This window comes from Bacillota bacterium (assembly GCA_013178045.1).
GTDB lineage: Bacteria > Bacillota > Ch66 > Ch66 > Ch66 > Ch66.
On record JABLXP010000002.1, the window covers coordinates 144,883 to 162,409 of the forward strand.

General features: G+C 49.6%; 17 protein-coding genes, 1 tRNA gene and 1 pseudogene. 17 read left to right on the plus strand and 2 right to left on the minus strand.

Annotated features, from left to right (window positions below; all coding sequences use genetic code 11):
* Positions 1-3: 3 nt before the first annotated feature.
* The 3 genes and pseudogenes from plsY (at position 4) to spoIVA (ending at position 3,494) form a co-directional block, all read left to right on the plus strand.
* Positions 4-603 (plus strand): glycerol-3-phosphate 1-O-acyltransferase PlsY, encoded by a 600-nt coding sequence (gene plsY / locus HPY81_02490; protein ID NPV26330.1) that lies wholly within the window; start codon positions 4-6, stop codon positions 601-603.
* A 32-nt stretch (positions 604-635) separates the two neighbouring features.
* On the plus strand, positions 636-1,670 hold the full coding sequence (locus HPY81_02495) for an NAD(P)H-dependent glycerol-3-phosphate dehydrogenase (protein NPV26331.1): 1,035 nt from the start codon (positions 636-638) through the stop codon (positions 1,668-1,670).
* A gap of 346 nt (positions 1,671-2,016) precedes the next feature.
* Positions 2,017-3,494, plus strand: a pseudogene (gene spoIVA / locus HPY81_02500) (stage IV sporulation protein A).
* Between the two features lie 166 nt (positions 3,495-3,660).
* On the opposite strand, the gene HPY81_02505 reads toward spoIVA, so the two are convergent.
* The gene (locus HPY81_02505) at positions 3,661-4,404 is read right to left on the minus strand and encodes a ZIP family metal transporter (protein NPV26332.1); all 744 of its coding nucleotides are present in this window, start codon (positions 4,402-4,404) and stop codon (positions 3,661-3,663) included.
* 206 nt (positions 4,405-4,610) lie between these two features.
* Between HPY81_02505 and HPY81_02510 the strand changes: the two genes are divergently transcribed.
* The 6 genes from HPY81_02510 (at position 4,611) to HPY81_02535 (ending at position 9,684) form a co-directional block, all read left to right on the plus strand.
* The gene (locus HPY81_02510) at positions 4,611-5,063 is read left to right on the plus strand and encodes an ACT domain-containing protein (GenBank protein NPV26333.1); all 453 of its coding nucleotides are present in this window, start codon (positions 4,611-4,613) and stop codon (positions 5,061-5,063) included.
* A gap of 31 nt (positions 5,064-5,094) precedes the next feature.
* Positions 5,095-6,390, plus strand: coding sequence for a homoserine dehydrogenase (locus tag HPY81_02515; protein ID NPV26334.1), 1,296 nt, complete (start codon positions 5,095-5,097; stop codon positions 6,388-6,390).
* A complete protein-coding gene (locus HPY81_02520) occupies positions 6,391-7,323 on the plus strand; it encodes a homoserine kinase (GenBank protein NPV26335.1) in 933 nt (310 codons plus the stop codon).
* A gap of 51 nt (positions 7,324-7,374) precedes the next feature.
* On the plus strand, positions 7,375-8,580 hold the full coding sequence (locus HPY81_02525; GenBank protein NPV26336.1) for a cofactor-independent phosphoglycerate mutase: 1,206 nt from the start codon (positions 7,375-7,377) through the stop codon (positions 8,578-8,580).
* A gap of 218 nt (positions 8,581-8,798) precedes the next feature.
* Positions 8,799-8,876 (plus strand) — tRNA-Pro (locus tag HPY81_02530).
* A 223-nt stretch (positions 8,877-9,099) separates the two neighbouring features.
* Complete coding sequence (locus HPY81_02535; protein NPV26337.1) at positions 9,100-9,684, plus strand: hypothetical protein; 585 nt, start codon at positions 9,100-9,102, stop codon at positions 9,682-9,684.
* A gap of 58 nt (positions 9,685-9,742) precedes the next feature.
* Here HPY81_02535 and HPY81_02540 read toward each other — a convergent pair whose 3' ends face one another.
* Entirely contained in the window at positions 9,743-9,946 is a 204-nt protein-coding gene (locus HPY81_02540) for a hypothetical protein (GenBank protein ID NPV26338.1), read from the minus strand.
* Between the two features lie 218 nt (positions 9,947-10,164).
* Here HPY81_02540 and HPY81_02545 point away from each other — a divergent pair, with 218 nt between their 5' ends.
* The 8 genes from HPY81_02545 (at position 10,165) to tatC (ending at position 17,306) form a co-directional block, all read left to right on the plus strand.
* Entirely contained in the window at positions 10,165-10,956 is a 792-nt protein-coding gene (locus tag HPY81_02545; protein ID NPV26339.1) for a fumarylacetoacetate hydrolase family protein, read from the plus strand.
* A gap of 104 nt (positions 10,957-11,060) precedes the next feature.
* Complete coding sequence (locus HPY81_02550) at positions 11,061-11,438, plus strand: S-adenosylmethionine decarboxylase proenzyme (protein ID NPV26340.1); 378 nt, start codon at positions 11,061-11,063, stop codon at positions 11,436-11,438.
* Positions 11,439-11,645: 207 nt separating this feature from the next.
* Complete coding sequence (locus HPY81_02555; GenBank protein ID NPV26341.1) at positions 11,646-12,428, plus strand: hypothetical protein; 783 nt, start codon at positions 11,646-11,648, stop codon at positions 12,426-12,428.
* A 31-nt stretch (positions 12,429-12,459) separates the two neighbouring features.
* Positions 12,460-13,905, plus strand: a complete 1,446-nt coding sequence (locus tag HPY81_02560; GenBank protein ID NPV26342.1) for a menaquinone biosynthesis decarboxylase — start codon at positions 12,460-12,462, stop codon at positions 13,903-13,905.
* Positions 13,892-14,746, plus strand: coding sequence for a UbiA family prenyltransferase (locus HPY81_02565; GenBank protein ID NPV26343.1), 855 nt, complete (start codon positions 13,892-13,894; stop codon positions 14,744-14,746). The genes HPY81_02560 and HPY81_02565 overlap by 14 nt, the downstream gene beginning before the upstream one ends.
* 17 nt (positions 14,747-14,763) lie before the next feature.
* Positions 14,764-15,402, plus strand: a complete 639-nt coding sequence (locus HPY81_02570; protein NPV26344.1) for a UbiX family flavin prenyltransferase — start codon at positions 14,764-14,766, stop codon at positions 15,400-15,402.
* Positions 15,403-15,461: 59 nt separating this feature from the next.
* Positions 15,462-16,430, plus strand: a complete 969-nt coding sequence (locus HPY81_02575) for a heptaprenyl diphosphate synthase (protein ID NPV26345.1) — start codon at positions 15,462-15,464, stop codon at positions 16,428-16,430.
* A gap of 33 nt (positions 16,431-16,463) precedes the next feature.
* On the plus strand, positions 16,464-17,306 hold the full coding sequence (gene tatC, locus HPY81_02580; protein ID NPV26346.1) for a twin-arginine translocase subunit TatC: 843 nt from the start codon (positions 16,464-16,466) through the stop codon (positions 17,304-17,306).
* Positions 17,307-17,527: the final 221 nt, after the last annotated feature.

Consider the following 17,527-nt stretch of genomic DNA (forward strand, 5'->3'; position numbering starts at 1 on the left):
TAGGTGTCCAAGCTCATTGTCTTGCTGATCGCTTTTTTGTTAGGGTCAATTCCTTTTGGTCTGCTGGTTGGCCGCTATTTGAAGGGTATTGATATCCGGAAATACGGCAGCGGAAACATTGGTACAACCAACGCCTTTCGGATTCTTGGTCCGAAAGGAGGGATGATGGTATTGACTGGGGACATCCTGAAAGGGGTGGTGGCAGTCTTGCTAGGTAGATCCTACGGCGGCGAAGTCCTAGCGATCCTGGCTGGACTGGCAGCGATAGCCGGGCACAACTGGTCAATTTTTCTGGGTTTTAAAGGGGGGCGTGGGGTAGCCACCGGCGCTGGGGTTATCCTCGGACTGATCCCCAGCGTTACTTTGAGTCTGGTGGTGGTCTGGGTGGTCACCCTGTTATTGACCCGCTATGTTTCGTTGGCCTCGATCGTCGCGGCGGTTTGTACTCCTTTGTTCATGTGGATCTTCACCCACTCCTGGGCTTACTTATTGTTTGGGTTTGCTGCGGGCGCCTTTGTGATCTACCGACATCGGCCCAATATTCAACGGCTCCGTAAGGGGACTGAGCCTCGGATCGGCGAAGGGCGAACCAGACTCAAATAATTTCATTTTGAAGGGTGGTATATGCAATATATATGAAAGGGAAGATAGCTGTTCTCGGGGCGGGAAGCTGGGGGACGGCTCTCGCTGTTTTACTGGCAAAGAAAGGGTGGTTGGTTTGGCTGTGGGGCCGGGTGGAAGACGGCGTTGAGATTATCCAGCACACACGGGAAAACCAGCGCTTTCTGCCGGGGGTGACCATTCCCTCTTCGGTCAGAGTGACCGCAGATATAGCGGCGGCCTTGACTGGGGCGGAACTGGTGGTGTTATCAGTTCCATCCCAGGCGGTAAGAGGAGTTATTGCCCAGGCTCGACCTTTTATCAGTCGAGGGACGATTGTGGTTAACACAGCTAAGGGGATTGAAATAAATTCGCTGCTCCGACTGACGGAAGTGCTCAAACAAGAACTACCTGCATCCATGCATCAGCAAATTGCCGTTCTCTCCGGACCGAGTCACGCGGAAGAAGTGAGCCGAGATTTACCAACCGCCATTGTGTCGGCTGCTCATCAGCGTCAGGTGGCTGAGTATGTTCAGGATGTCTTTATGACGCCGCGCTTTCGCGTATATACCAATCCAGATGTTATCGGGGTAGAATTAGGGGGGGCGCTGAAGAATATCATTGCCCTGAGCGCCGGTATTGCTGATGGTTTGGGATATGGGGACAACAGCAAGGCGGCGCTGATTACGCGGGGGATTAGGGAAATATCTCGCCTGGGTGTGGCCATGGGGGCTGAGGCTTTAACTTTCGCCGGTTTATCCGGTATTGGGGACTTGGTGGTGACGTGTACCAGTATGCACAGCCGGAACCGACGCGCCGGGATTCAGCTTGGCCAGGGGAAGTCGCTCTCCGAAGTGTTGGCTAGCATCGGGATGGTTGTCGAGGGGGTCGAGACCACCCGGGCCGCGTACCGTCTAGCCGAGAAGTATGGAGTAGAGATGCCGATTACGAACCAGACTTACCGTGTGCTTTTTTATCATCTTGACCCGCGCGAAGCCGTGGATAATTTAATGCTTCGCCTGAAGACTCATGAAGTGGAAGAAGTGGTCCGCGAGCGCAAAGATTGGTAGACCATCAAGTACGGGTAAATGTGATGCAGACAATTGGAGAGAATGAACCAGTGCGGACGGGTCCGCCCGTTTTTTTGTTGCCTGTTTGGTAGGAATTCGGTTTTTTCATTTAATACGTTCACCGTGAATGGTGGGCCATTTTTTTGTTTTTGGTAATATTCGTGCTTTACTCAAAATATATATATAATGTTAATGCATGCCAAATTCTTGAATTTAGGTCAGGAGACATTTATCTTCAGCAATTCGCATCCATTGGGTAAGGGGGAGGGATGGATGAGCTACAGTTTCAACCAGACTGGGACCGCCGGGTTTTACATCTCATTAATCAATGAAGGAGGGAAAGCTGATGGAGAAAGTGGACATCTTTCGTGATATCACCGAACGCACTGGTGGTGATATCTACGTCGGAGTAGTCGGCCCGGTGCGTACCGGCAAGTCGACGTTTATCAAGAAGTTTATGGAGTTGCTGGTTATCCCCAATATTAAAAATCAGTATGATCAAGAACGGGCCAAGGATGAGTTGCCCCAGGCCGCAGCTGGCCGAATGATCATGACCGCAGAACCCAAGTTCATTCCTAATGAGGCCGTTGAAGTCACCGTCAAAAATGGGCTGAAGGCGAAAGTTCGGCTGGTTGATTGTGTTGGCTATACCGTAAACGGTGCAGTCGGTTACGAAGAAGGGACCGGACCGCGGATGGTGATGACGCCTTGGTTTGAAGAAGCAATTCCGTTTCAAGAGGCGGCCGAGGTCGGCACTCGCAAGGTGATTACTGATCATTCCACTATTGGGATCGTGGTGACTACTGATGGAACGATCACTGATATTCCCAGAGATGCTTACGTGGATGCGGAAGAACGGGTTGTCGAGGAATTAAAACAACTTGACCGTCCGTTTGTCATCCTGCTTAACTCAACCCAGCCTTACGCTCGGGAGACGGCGGAACTGGTGAATGAATTAGAGTGTAAGTATGACGTCCCGGTGTTACCAGTGAACTGTACCCAGCTTAATCAGGATGACCTAATTAGGATTCTGGAAGAAACGCTTTATGAGTTCCCAGTTCGGGAAGTCAATATAAACTTACCCCGGTGGGTGGAAGAGCTCGACCATCACCACTGGCTTCGGCACAAGCTGGAAACTGCGGTTAAGGATGCGCTCAGTGATGTCAAACGTCTACGTGATATCGACCAAGCGGTGGAGAAACTGTCAGAGTGTGATGTTGTCCAGGATGTCACTCTGCAGGAGATGAACCTGGGTACTGGGGTGGCGACCATTGATATTCTAGAGATGGAATACCTCTTTTACCAAGTGCTCGAGGAAGTTTGTGGTTTCCGGATCGAGGGCGATCATGACCTGTTCCGTTTAATCAAGGAACTGAGCGTGGCCAAGAATGAGTATGATAAAGTCGCAGGTGCCCTGCAAGAGGTGCGAGAACACGGTTACGGGGTGGTGATGCCCCGGCTGGATGACATGGTATTGGAAGAACCCGAGCTGATCAGACAGGGGAGAAGCTTTGGAGTAAAACTGAAGGCCAGGCTCCTTCGCTGCACATCATTCGAGCCGATATTGCTGCGGAATTTACTCCGATTATCGGCACAGAAAAGCAATGCGAAGACATGGTACGCTACATGCTGGACGACTTCGAAGAAGACCCCAAAAAGATTTGGGAGTCGAACATCTTTGGTAAGACTTTGCACGATCTGGTGCGGGAAAGCATCCAAAGTAAACTTTACCGGATGCCGGAAAATGCACAATCCAAGCTCCAGGAAACAATCCAACGCATTGTTAACGAGGGGAGCGGTGGGCTTATCTGTATCATCATCTAGCTATCTCAGTGGTCCATTCTCGACCAGGCCCCTGAAACCGCAAGGGCGGATCTTGTTAGGGGCCGCTTTGTCATGTCTGGCTGTAGCCATTAAGCAAACGGAATCCAAGAATCTATGGTCACCCAGTTGGGTGACCTAAAATATTATCAGATATAGCAGGTCGAGTTTACAGTGGCCAGAGATAGGAAAAAATAATTCCCACAATTACTCCGGTCACAATCCCAAACGTGGCTGTATGTCCCTGAGAGAGACGATGAGCATCAGGGATCAGGGAATCACAGGTAATAAACAGCATGGTCCCACCGGCAAAGCCTAGGGCGACGGACAGAATGTTGGGAGAGATTCCGCCGATGAGAATGCCAAGCAGGGCGCCAGGACCCATCGGCAGTCCAGCCAGAAAAGTATACAGCACGGTTCTGCTGCGGGAAATGCCGCCCAGGAGCAGAGGGGCGGCGATGGCCATTCCTTCGGGGAACTTCTGAAGAGCTATAATCAGAGTTAATTTTAAACCTAGAAGGTGACCTACTGCGAAACTGGTCCCAACTGCCAGCCCTTCTGGAAGCGAGTGCATGGTCAAACCAATGGCCAGCAGGATGCCGGCTCTGATGAAGTGCGATTTTTTATCTTCGGCGGTTTCGTGTGAATGAGGGATGTACAGGTCAACCAGGGTCAGCATGATCGCTCCCCCGATTAATCCCAAGAGTCCATAGGGTAGGCCGGCTACCCGAATCGCTTCTGGGATCAGGTCAAAGCAGATGATGGAGAGCATAATGCCACCAGAAAATCCGAGGATCACACTTAATAAACCTTCCCGTAAGCGGCCAAACCAGACGGTGATCAAGCCACCGGAGATAGTACCGAGTCCACCCGCCATTAAACCCATCAAAGTTGCCCACAGAATTGTATTCATGTTCTCACCTCCGGCAAAAGATCATTCCGTTATTTCCTGTTATTTCTACATTGAGATTGAAAGTCCTTCTCAATTCATATTTGATTATTACAGCACTATTAACATGATTGTGAAAAAAACTTAAAAATGGTTGCCAATCCGGCGAGGTGGTGCTATAATGTCTACCATGTAAAGATAAATATCCATCCCTGAAAGACACTGGGGGTGTGACGTTGAAAAGAAAGGAAAAGGAGTTCTATCTGGTCAGCCGGGACATTTTACCGGAAGCGATTGTCAAAACGATTCAGGTCAAGGAAATGTTGAGTCGGGGCGAAGCGGAAACAGTTAACGAGGCAGTTGAACGAATAGGTCTTTCCCGGAGTGCTTTTTACAAGTATAAAGATGGAGTGTTTCCTTTTTTTGACGCGCGGCTGAATAACATCATTACCATCAGTCTAGTATTGGAACATCAGGCCGGTGTCTTGTCCAATGTATTGAACACCGTAGCCGAAGCACAAGGTAATATCCTCACGATCAACCAGGGTATCCCGCTTCATGGCATGGCTAACGCTACCCTGTCCATCGAAGCCGACCAGTTAACTGTCCAGGTCGAAGAATTACTAACCAACCTGGCTTACCTGAAGGGGGTAAAAAAGGTAGAATTGATCGGACGCAGCTAAGTCATTTTTACATACAAAGGGAGGTTACAATATGGAGAAATCAGTGAAAATTGGTTTGCTGGGGTGTGGTACGGTTGGTTCGGGAGTAGTAATGCTGCTCCACCAGAATGGTCAGCACATCGCTCAGCGTCTCGGTGTACCGGTCGAGATCAAAATGATTCTGGAGCGGGACCGGGAGAAGGTCACTGCGCTGGGGATTGAACCAGCGAGAATAACTACCGATGCGGAAACTATTCTCGGCGATTCCGAGATTGATATTGTTGTGGAGGTAATGGGCGGAATCGAACCAGCCAGAACATTTATCCTGGAGGCCCTGCACCGGGGAAAGAACGTGGTCACAGCCAATAAGGACCTGATCGCCCTTCATGGCAAAGAATTATTCGCCGCGGCCCAGAAGCACGGGCGAGATCTGTACTTCGAGGCCAGTGTCGGTGGGGGAATCCCGATTATTCTGCCCTTGAAGCAAAGTCTGGCCGCCAATCAGATCCACATGTTAATGGGAATTGTGAATGGGACAACTAACTACATTCTGACCAAGATGTCTACTGAAGGCCGCTCATTTGACGAGGTTTTAGCCGAAGCGCAGGCCCTCGGTTATGCGGAGGCGGACCCTACTGCCGATGTAGAGGGATTGGATGCGGCCCGAAAACTGGCGATTCTGGCGTCAATCGCTTTTGGCAGCCGGGTGACTTTCTCCGACGTTTACGCTGAGGGGATTACCCGGATCACACCTCAGGATATCGAGTACGGCCGGGAATTAGGGTATGTCGTTAAACTGCTGGCCATCGGCAAGTGTGACAACGGCGAAGTTGAGGTCCGCGTGCACCCCGCTTTTATTCCGCAGAAACATCCCCTGGCCTCGGTGAATGACGTGTTCAATGCCATCTTTATCCGTGGCGATTTTGTTGGAGAGATTATGCACTATGGTCGGGGCGCCGGCCAGAAACCGACTGCCAGTGCGGTAGTGAGCGATATCATGGAAGTCGTCCGCAACCTGATACACCAGAATACAGGTCGGATATCGTGTACATGTCTGGAACATAAGCGTATTAAACCAATCGGTGAGATTAGGAGTAAATACTATATCCGGCTGCAGGTTAAAGACCGCCCCGGGGTGTTAGCAGGGATCGCCGGGGTGTTTGGTAACCAAAACGTCAGCCTGGCTTCAGTAATCCAGAAACGTACCGAGGGCACGATGGCCGAGATCGTGCTGGTGACCCACGAGGTCCAGGAAGAAAACATTCAGGATGCCTTGAAGATATTAGACGGGATGTCGATGGTCGGGGCAATCCAGAACGTCATCAGGGTTGAAGGAGGGGAGTTTTAGTTGTCCACGGTACGGCCGGGAAGCGGGGATGAAGGGCGGAGGGTAAGAGTACGGGTACCGGCCACCACAGCGAATCTTGGCCCAGGCTTTGATACATTAGGCATGGCTTTGTGTTTATACAATTACCTGGAGATGTGGGAGACGCCGGCCGGCCTGGAGATTGTCGTTGAGGGAGAAGGAACTGGTCAGATTGTTGCCAACGACACCAACATTGTTTATCAGGTGGCCTGTCAAGTTTTTAACCAGTCCGGCTATCATCCCCAGGGAATTGGGATAAAGCTGACTAATCAGATCCCGGTGGCACGGGGCCTGGGTAGCAGTGCTGCAGCCTTAGTTGGTGGGATCCTGGCGGCCAATGAGTTGGCCGGCCGACGGTTGTCCCTGGACCAACTACTGGAACTGGCTGTTGGGTTGGAAGGGCACCCGGATAACGTGGCGCCAGCTCTGTTGGGCGGAATAGTGGTTTGTGCTCAGGTGGGGTCGGGACTGTGTTATCGTCGGATTGCTCCACCTCAAGGGCTGCAGGTGATCGTGGCGATCCCCAAATTTGAACTATCCACCCAGGCGGCGCGGAATGTTTTACCGCGGCAGGTGCCACTGGTCGACGCTGTTTTTAATATCAGTCGTGCTTGTCTGCTGGTAATGGCCTTTTTAAACCAGGATTTTGCACTCATAAGCCAGGTGATGGATGACCGGCTGCATCAGCCTTACCGGACTGCGTTGGTGCCGGGGCTCGACCAGGTTTTCCAGGCGGCCAGAGAAGCCGGGGCTTTGGGTGTAGCCCTAAGCGGGGCCGGCCCGACGGTGGTGGCTCTGGCCAGGGAACATCTGGCCGATGTTGAGGCGGCGATGCGTAAGACTTTGGCCGATCATGGAATAGATTGCACCATTAAAAGACTGTTGCCCAGTACCCTGGGAGCAGAAATATTGTAAGAAATGTTTAACTACAATGAAGGCACACTTAACAAGAAAGGAGAATGTTTTATCAAATACATAGTGCTTGTTCCTGATGGCATGGCCGATTACAAGATCAAGGAACTGGGTGATCGCACCCCACTACAATACGCAAAAACGCCCCATATGGATTGCTTAGCCCGCACCGGCCAGGTGGGTATGGTAAAAACCGTGCCGGACGGTTTGCCGCCTGGCAGCGATGTGGCCAACCTTTCGGTCATGGGCTACGACCCCCAAGTCTACTATACCGGCCGCTCTCCCTTAGAAGCAGCGAGTATGGGGGTACCACTGGGTGAAAACGATGTGGCCTTTCGCTGCAACCTGGTGACGCTGTCGGATGAACCTGAGTATGCCCAAAAGACCATGGTCGATTACAGCTCTGATGAGATCAGTTCTGAGGAGTCGCGCGAGTTGCTCGCAGAAGTCAATCGGCGCCTGGGCACTCCGTCCATCGAATTTTACCCAGGTGTGAGCTATCGCCATTTGATGGTCTGGCGAAATGGTCCGGCGGAGTTTGACCTCACGCCACCGCATGATATTTCTGACCAAAAGATTACCGCCTTTCTACCGAAAGGCGAGGGCAGCGAGATTCTGCTGAAGCTCATGATGGAAAGCAGCCGCTTCCTGCCTGAACACCCGATCAATCTGGCCCGTGTCCGTCGAGGGATGCGGCCAGCTACTTCGCTATGGTTCTGGGGTCAAGGAAGGAAACCGGCTTTGACCAGTTTTGCCGAACGGTACCAACTAACCGGTTCGGTGATCTCAGCGGTTGATCTGACCAAGGGTTTAGGTGTGTGTGTTGGTCTAGATGTGGTTGAGGTTCCCGGCGCCACTGGCAACATTACCACCAATTTCAAAGGCAAGGCTCTGGCTGCGCTTGCTGAACTTAAGCGGGGCCAAGATTTTGTCTACATACATATTGAGGCCCCGGATGAGGCCGGCCATCGAGGTGAACTGGAGACAAAGATCAAGGCCATCGAAGAGGTTGATGAAAAAGTACTGGGAGTACTCCTGGATGGCTTGCAAGAGTATGATGACTATAAGGTTTTGCTCCTGCCGGATCACCCAACTCCCTTGAGCGTACGTACCCACGTGGCGGAAGAAGTACCTTTCTTGATTTACCAAAAATCCCGCCCGCTAAGCAGCGGGGTTAGTGGTTTTGACGAAGACTCTGCCCGGGCAACGGGGCTCAGGTTTGAGCATGGCCACCAGTTGATGAGTTATTTTATTCGTTAATCGTATGGCTTTACTTCAGAATTTCGCAAGCGCTCTAGGTGTTCACGGAGAGTTTTTTGCTTTTGTATTGTTGCCTCTCGTAAATAACCGGAAAAAAACACCAAAGTGACATTTTCAAGAGAATATTTCAAGGTGACATTATCACAGAATGAACACACCACCAACCCGGGACTTGACCTTGACATTAGGGTGCTTTCCTGGTAAAATAACTGATGCGTCGGGGCGTAGCTCAGCTTGGCTAGAGCGCTTGCTTGGGGTGCAAGAGGCCGGGTGTTCAAATCACCTCGCTCCGACCATTTCTATTTTAATTTTATTTCTGCTTTTTCTCAGACAGGGCATAAGAGTAAACAAAAAGGGTGGCTGTTTATTCAGTCACCCTTGATATTTCTAAACCAAAACTGATAACTGCCAATCGGTTATAATAGTACTTTTTGTTAAGAAACTATAATTATTATTTCTTTTGGTAATAATAAGAATGTTAAGGTTGTATATTTATATTTATTGGTGATTTAAGTTAAGATGCAAGATCAGTTTGAGCAATTTTGGGCACAAGACTTGAAAGAAAAACGGAAAGTTATCAGTGGAGCACGCCACAGAGCATCAAGGCTGGGCAGAGTCGGGCGGATGCGGCTGCCCGCTGATTGTATGGATCGTAAACAAAGAAAAGAATATATGAAGCCAGGAGAGGTGAAGGTTTATAACATGTATGATAATGTTATTCCTAAAGAAGAATTTGGGTCTTTGCCCGTAGAAAAGCAGAGGGAACTCCTGCTCAAGTGGCGGGATGATCCGCGAATTGGGGTCAAGGGGATTATTGAATCATGGAATGTTTCCCGGGGGACGTATTATAAGAAAACGAAAGAACTTGGCCTATCTTTCTCAAAAATGAGAGAGAAGCGAACTGCGACAAAAACTAAAGAGCAGGCCCAAGAACTTTCTTCCAATACCGTTCATATAATAGAGGAAAAATTGATTAACCGGTTTGCCCTGCAGCTAGAAGGAGAGTATGAGGGCCGTTGTTTAACAGATCGCCTGGAAAAATTGGGCTTAATTCTGAATAGCGAAGCTAAGTATATGATTAGTATCCAAATTATTGAATTATAGTTTATTTGAATTTAAGCCTTTCTCGGTTGGAGAAGGGTTTTTCATTATTTTTGTCTTCTCAAAACAGCGTCTCCCAGAGCAACCAGATGCTTAGTATGGCTAAAACCACGGCCATAACTAAGCGAAGGCAGCCAAAGCGATGAAGCCGAAAATCGATCGCATCATGGATGATGAGCGCTCCGATTTTTAGGGTAACGATTTGGATAATTCCAATGATTAAAACGGCTAACCCAATGAATAAGTGACTCAGTTGGCTTTTCAATACACTACCCCTCCGACGGCGTAAACAAAGCCCATCTACACAAGAATTCTCCTAATCCCAAAGAAATATTCAAACCAAACTAAAACTTATTGAATATTATAGTCAGGTGGACCTACTTGTGGTAAAATTAGGTGGTACCAGTTGTTTGAACGCGCTCAAAATGGAGATGCTACCGGCAGTCTATCAGCGTGAGCGGAAAATACAAGGGGGGAGCTTGAATGCGTTGGGCCAGGTTCAAAACTGAAAATCAAGAGTATTATGGAGTAGTGGAAGGGCAACGGGTTGAAAGAATCGAGGGTTCCATGTTTGGTGAGTATCAACTGACCGGTCAATCGTATAAACTAGAGGAGGTGAGATTATTATCTCCATGTTTACCTGGCAAAATCATCTGTGTCGGGCTGAATTACGCCGATCACGCCCGGGAGTTTAACCTGACCCCACCTGAAGAACCAGTGCTTTTTTTAAAGCCGCCGACTACGGTGATTGGACCCGACGATGACATTGTTTATCCCAAGATGAGCCGGCGGGTCGATTTCGAGGCTGAGCTAGGAGTAATCATTAAAGAAGTTACTCGTGCGGTGTCGGTCAACGAGGCTAGCCAGAAGATTTTTGGTTTTACCTGTGCCAATGATGTCACGGCTAGGGATTTGCAGAAGAAAGATGGCCAGTGGACCCGGGCCAAGTCATTTGATACATTTTGTCCTTTAGGACCGTTTATTGTCACTGATGTCGACCCACAGAGTTTGGCGATTTCATTAACCCTAAATGGGCAAAGAAAACAGTTCTCGAACACCTCGCAGATGATTTTTTCCGTTAACCAACTGGTCAGTTTTGTATCGCATATTATGACGTTATTGCCTGGTGATGTTCTGCTTACGGGCACTCCCAGCGGTGTTGGGCCGGTACAGCCCGGAGATGAAGTTGTGGTAGAAATCGAGGGTATTGGAACATTGAAAAACCGCGTAGTTATGGGAAAAAATCAAGTTGAAAATTTCGTTGACAAAGAGTGAGAATGTGCTAAAATTTAATTTGATTGGAATTTGGATTCCGAACATTTTTTTGTTCAGGATTTAAATTCCATCGTATTTTCTCGAATAAGGGAGGTAGGATGACCATGAGTGCATTAGGCCGCCACATTTTAGCCGAAATTTATGGTTGCAGATTTGATGTTCTAAATGACATCAAAAAAGTCGAAGAAATTATGATTAATGCGGCTCTGGAAGCAGGCGCTGAGGTCCGCGAGTATGTCTTTCAAAAGTTTAGTCCCCAGGGGGTCAGTGGGGTTGTCGTTATTTCGGAATCCCATCTGGCGATACACACCTGGCCGGAACTGGGTTATGCGGCGGTGGATGTATTTACCTGTGGGGACAGAGTGGATCCTTGGGATGCTTGCAACTACCTGGTTGATAAGTTCCAAGCGGGTCACATGACTGCTACTGAAATGAAGCGCGGAATTATGGAAACTCCTCATAAGGTAGCGGTAAATTTATAGGAGGGATATTTATTCTAGCCCACAGTAAAATGAATAAAGGTTAGCGTGAGCCCAAACACGATGATAAGAATGGAGTGTTCGGGCTTATTGCTTTTTGTGCGGGAAATATAAATGAGAAATATTCCCAGGTGATTGGGGTTGTCAGGGCAGGATTTTTGTACGAAAATGTAGAATAGCATACTGCTGTATGGAAAAGGGGGAGTATTGATGCCCGGTGTCTGGGAAACCTTGCGGCCAGAACTATTATTAGTCAAGCAGCGGATGAACAAGGAACTGCAACTGAAGACAGGGCCAGTGTCGAATTTTTTGGAGTTGGATTTAGATACTACTCCCCTGTTGGTACTGCCTGCTCTGGTCATTCTCAGTGCCCGGGCCTATGGCTATACCCACCCGCGGGTGACGTGTATGGCTGGTGTAGTGCAAATGATGTTTTTAGCTGCTTCGATCCACAATGAGGTCCCTGATGATGGTGAGAGGTTGAACGGCGATCCGTTGGTGGCTGATCGAGAAAGGTCCCAATTTTCCGTGCTGATCGGGGATTATATTTATGGGAAAGTGCTGCGCCTGTTGTGTGAAGCCGATTGTGTGGAGATGCTCCCGTGGCTGGCGGGGGTGATTTGTGAAATGAATGAGGCCGCTATGGTTCGCCTCCAGGCGGAGAAAACGGGGCGGATCAACCTGGAAATCCAGCTAGAAATTTTACGTCGGGAGTTTGCTGTTTTATTTGGTGCGGCGTGCCGGATCGGGGCAATCCTGGCTGGGGCAGCGGATGAACAGATTCTTAACCTGATCCGGGTCGGAGAAAATCTAGGGATGGTCCTCGGGATTCGCGAGCGACAGTTGGATGGGCAGTTACTTGCCCAGTACATTGAAGAAGCGCGGCGGGGAATCACCCAGGTGACTTCCGATTGGGGGCGGGAAATGCTGGAAGCGGGATTAAAAATTTTGGCCAGCCCTCGCGGACAGATGGTTCAAACTTTGGCGGGTTAACATCCTGTCGATGAAGGAGTTGTGACGACTGATGGCGTATCAGGATCTGCGGGAATTCATCCAGGTGTTAGAAAAACGTGGCTTGTTAAGACGAATTACGACCGAAGTGGACCCAGTCTTAGAGATTACGGAGATTACGGACCGAGTTTCTAAACAATTCGGTCCGGCTCTTTTATTTGAAAACGTCAAAGGTTCGGACTTCCCGGTGTTAATTAATGCCTTTGGTTCGTACGAACGGATGAACCTGGCCCTTCAGGTGAACAGTCTGGAGGAAATAGCAGATGAAATATTAAGTTTTATTCAAATGGAGGTTCCTACGTCTTTATTGGGCAAGCTGCGGACTTTGCCCAAACTGGCCCAAGTTTCTTCCTTCCTACCCAAGCTGGTTAAGTCTGGACCATGTAAAGAAGTTATTGTTAAAGAAGGACCATTCCTGGACAAACTACCAATTTTAAAGTGCTGGCCGGGTGATGGAGGCAAGTTTATTACTCTGCCGATGGTTTTTACCAAAGATCCGGAAACTGGTCGGCGCAACGTGGGGATGTACCGGCTGCAGGTCTATGACGGCCAGACTACGGGGATGCACTGGCATATCCACCATGATGGGGCAGAAAACTATAGGCGAACCTGCCGGCAGGGGAAAGCCATGGAAGTGGCGGTAGCCCTGGGGAGTGATCCCGCCGTGATTTACTCAGCCACAGCCCCGCTGCCTAAAGATATTGACGAAATGCTGTTTGCGGGATTCTTGCGTAAACAGCCGGTGGAGCTGGTTAAGTGCGAGACGGTTGATCTTGAGGTGCCAGCCAATGCGGAGATCGTGCTGGAGGGTTATGTTGACCCTGAAGATAGACGGCTGGAGGGACCCTTTGGTGACCACACTGGGTACTACTCTCTGGCCGATTACTATCCAGTCTTTCACATCACCTGCATGACACACCGTCGTAATCCGATCTACCCTACGACCATTGTGGGTAAACCGCCGATGGAAGACTGTTTTTTTGGTAAGGCAACGGAAAGAATCTTTTTACCTCTGCTCAAGCTTAACCTGCCAGAAGTGGTTGATATGAACCTGCCCCTGGAAGGTGTATTTCACAACTGTGCGATCATTTCGATCCGCAAGAGTTATCCCGGACACGCCAAGAAAGTCATGAGCGCCATCTGGGGAATGGGGCAGATGATGTTCACCAAGTTTATAATTGTGGTAGACGAACATATTAACGTCCATAATATTTCTGAAGTTATGTGGAAAGTCTTTAATAACGTTGATCCTCGGCGGGACGTGATGGTGGTGGATGGCCCGCTTGACGCTCTGGATCATTCTTCACCTTTGGCGCATTTGGGGGCGAAAATGGGCATCGACGCCACCAAAAAATGGGCGAGTGAGGGACACCCGCGTGAATGGCCCGATGAGATCATCATGTTACCTGAGATTAAAGAATTGGTCGATAGAAAGTGGCAGGAATATGGGCTGGAATAAGGTAGTTATTTTCTTACGGCTGATCGATTTTGAGCATACTCTGTTCGCATTACCTTTTGCTTATTTAGGGGCATTTTTAGCGGTTGGTGGCGTGCCGACTGCCCATGATTTCTGGTGGATCACCGCCGCTATGGTTGGTGCCCGAACGGCAGCCCTGGCCCTGAACCGGTTGATTGATCGGCACATTGATGCGCGCAATCCCCGCACCGCCAACTGGATTTTGCCCCGGGGGTTGATCGGTCTGCCAGTTGTTTATCTAGCCATCGTTTTATCCCTGGCTTTACTTTTTATCGCGGCGGCCCATTTGAACCCGCTTTGTTTAAAGCTGGCACCGGCGGCAGTTTTTGTCCTGGTAATCTATTCTTATACAAAGCGGTTTACATGGGCCTGTCACCTGGTCCTGGGTTTCGCGATTGGGCTGGGGCCGGTCGGGAGCTGGATCGCCATCACGGCCAGATTTGATTGGCCAGCCATCCTGCTGGGGGCGGCTGTCGCCTTGTGGGTAGCAGGTTTTGACGCTATGTATGCCTGCCAGGATGAGGAATTTGACCGGCAAGAAGGACTGTATTCTCTGCCGGCCCGTTTTGGCACGGCCAGAACTTTGCAGATTACCGCGGGATTCCATCTGTTTACTGTCTTGTTGCTGGTGGCGGTGGGAGTTACGCTAGGCCTGGGCTGGTTGTACTACATGGGTGTCGGGATTGCTGCGGGAGTGTTAATCTACGAACATTTACTTGTTTCCCCTGGTGACCTGTCGAAGATGAATACGGCGGCTTTTCGCCTGAATCGTTATGTCAGTACAATTATTTTTGTCTTTACCTTGGTTGATATGTTCAAGTAGCTAAAGGAGGCTTTTATTTGTCCAAAATAATTGTGGCAATTACCGGTGCCAGTGGCTCAATCTACGGTCGTCGGTTGCTGGAGGTGCTGGCCGGCAAAGGGCATACTGTCTACTTAATCATCACTGACCCGGGACGGCAGGTATTGAGTAAAGAACTGGGGATGGTTTTTCCCCGTGAGGTTGAAGCGGCTCAAGAACAATTAGCGGCTTACTTCGGTAGCCAGGTGACGGCACTGGGGTGGCAGTATTTTGATTACCGCGATGTCGGCGCGTCTATCGCCAGTGGTTCTACGCGAACCGACGCAATGGTGGTGATCCCTTGCAGTATGGCTACTGTTGCCGCTATTGCCCATGGTTTATCGTCAAACCTTGTGGAAAGGGCGGCTGACATCATGCTGAAGGAACGTCGACCGCTCATCGTGGTGCCGCGGGAGACCCCGGTCAACGCGATCCACTTGCGTAATATGTTAACCCTGGCTGAGTTAGGCGTGCACGTGGTTCCAGCCATGCCTGCTTTTTATCATCAGCCCAGGACGATCAATGATCTGGTTGATTTTCTGGTGGGGCGAGTGCTCGACCTGCTGGGTATCGAGCACCGCCTGTTCAGGCGGTGGCTGGAAATCACCAACGATGAGAAGGAATTTGAATACCCATAACGAATAAAAGTTTGAATGTACAAGATATTTATATTTTTCTTTAAGCAGGTGTATAGTGAATGCAAGGCATTGGTCTATTGGCGGAAATCCAGAATGACCTGGCGGTAGTTGACCGAGAACTGTATAAATGTGTTGGCTCCCCTAATCCTCTGCTTACGGAAACTTCCACGCATTTACTGCAGGCAGGAGGCAAACGCTTACGACCTGCCTTTGTTCTTTTGGCCGGGCGGCTTTGTCAGCATTCGCTTGAGCGTTTACTGCCGCTGGCGATGGCCCTTGAGATGATCCACATGGCTAGCCTGGTGCATGACGACGTGATCGACGCTTCGCTAACTCGCCGCGGGGTGGCAACGGTGAAAGCCCAGTGGGGTAATCGTGTATCTATCCACACGGGAGACTATCTGTTTGCGAAATCGCTTGCTCTGGTATCCCAGTACAATAACCCCCGGATTATAAAAATCCTGGCCGATGTGAGTGTAGAAATGTGCGAGGGAGAAATCCAACAGATCGCTACTGCTTTTGATACCCGGCAGAGCGTGCGTGATTATTTGTTGAGAATTAAGCGGAAGACCGCTCTGTTAATCTCGACCAGTTGTCAACTGGGTGCCATGGTTAGTGGCGCCCCAGAACGGGTGATCTGGGCCCTGACGCGTTACGGCCATTACCTGGGCATGGCCTTCCAAATCACTGATGATATTCTGGATTTAACGGCAGACGAAAAGACCTTGGGAAAACCGGTGGGCAGCGATATTCGGCAGGGAATCATTACTTTGCCCATTATCCGGGCACTGCGGACCAGTTCCGACCGCCGGCAATTGGAGCGGCTGGTAGCCAAGGTAAAGAAAACAAACCAGGACGTTGAGGATATTATTGAGCTGGTGATTGCTGCCGGCGGTGTTGACTATTCGTTTGCGGTCACCCAGGCTTACCTGGCAAAGGCAAAAGCTGAACTAGAACACCTTCCGGCTGTGCCAACCCGGCAGACCCTGGCCGAGCTCGCTGACTTTATTAATATCAGGAAATTTTAGACGGTAGATTTGCTGCTTTAAGGGGGCTTAAATGTGAACGAAAAGACTATGTCGCTCATGGAACATCTCGAAGAGTTGCGGCGCGTCCTGATTATTAGTTTGTTGGCGGTGTTGGTGGGGACTGTTGTTGCCTTCTTCTATAGTGACCGGCTACTCGCTCTCCTTAAACGGCCGATTACTCAGTTGAACCTGCACCTGATCTTTATCGGGGTTACGGAGGGTTTCTTCACCAAAATTAAGGTGGCGTTATATGGAGGTATCGTACTGGCGTTCCCCGTGGTTATCTGGCAGCTGTGGCGATTTGTCTCACCAGCGCTTTATCCGCATGAACGACGGTACATTCTAATCTTGATGCCAGTTGCCATTATGTTATTCGCCGGGGGAATAGTTTTCGCCTATTTTACAGTGTTCCCAGTGGCGACGGTGTTTCTCCTAACCATCTCGGGCGATCTGGAACCGATGATCACCATCAGTCAATACGTATCATTTGCTGTTTCATTCCTCATACCATTTGGACTGGTTTTTGAGTTGCCATTGGTAGTGATGTTTCTAACCCGTCTTGGAATAATTACTCCGCAATTTCTAGCCACCAAACGAAAGTACGCTTTGCTGATTGTGTTTATCATTGGGGCTGTCCTAACCCCAACCCCGGACCCGATCTCACAAACAATGATGGCGCTACCGATGTACATTCTCTATGAAGTCAGTATCATTGTCTCCCGCTTTATTCGCGCCAAAAGGAAGGCTGCTGAAGAAGAAATCCTGCTTGATGAGGAGGATGTGACCAGCGAGGACATACCCCCGGCTTCAGCTGAAGGTGGGCGGGAGTTACCCGCACCGAAAGGGGGGTTACCCGCGATAGATGAGAAAAATTGATCTCAGTCTAGAATCGAGAAGCGTGCCGTTGCTCAGGCATGCTTCTTTTGCCAGGAGGGAATCTGCCTCTGGCTTAAGAATTGTCTTATCAAGATAGGCATTCTGCGAAAAAAATTGTTATTACCTGGCAGGAATTTTCAATGTCACATAGAAAATCTATAGTAAGTGCTTATTAACACCAACAAACTGGGGTTAATTAGCAAGAATGGCTAAATATGGTA

Excerpts from the sequence above, each read along its gene's own strand:
- HPY81_02575 (NPV26345.1), top strand. The coding sequence starts at position 15,462 with ATGCAAGGCATTGGTCTATTGGCGGAAATCCAGAATGACCTGGCGGTA.
- HPY81_02495 (NPV26331.1), top strand. The coding sequence starts at position 636 with ATGAAAGGGAAGATAGCTGTTCTCGGGGCGGGAAGCTGGGGGACGGCT.
- HPY81_02515 (NPV26334.1), top strand. The coding sequence starts at position 5,095 with ATGGAGAAATCAGTGAAAATTGGTTTGCTGGGGTGTGGTACGGTTGGT.
- HPY81_02560 (NPV26342.1), top strand. The coding sequence starts at position 12,460 with ATGGCGTATCAGGATCTGCGGGAATTCATCCAGGTGTTAGAAAAACGT.
- HPY81_02545 (NPV26339.1), top strand. The coding sequence starts at position 10,165 with ATGCGTTGGGCCAGGTTCAAAACTGAAAATCAAGAGTATTATGGAGTA.
- HPY81_02550 (NPV26340.1), top strand. The coding sequence starts at position 11,061 with ATGAGTGCATTAGGCCGCCACATTTTAGCCGAAATTTATGGTTGCAGA.
- HPY81_02505 (NPV26332.1), bottom strand. The coding sequence starts at position 4,404 with ATGAATACAATTCTGTGGGCAACTTTGATGGGTTTAATGGCGGGTGGA.
- HPY81_02535 (NPV26337.1), top strand. The coding sequence starts at position 9,100 with ATGCAAGATCAGTTTGAGCAATTTTGGGCACAAGACTTGAAAGAAAAA.
- HPY81_02555 (NPV26341.1), top strand. The coding sequence starts at position 11,646 with ATGCCCGGTGTCTGGGAAACCTTGCGGCCAGAACTATTATTAGTCAAG.
- HPY81_02565 (NPV26343.1), top strand. The coding sequence starts at position 13,892 with ATGGGCTGGAATAAGGTAGTTATTTTCTTACGGCTGATCGATTTTGAG.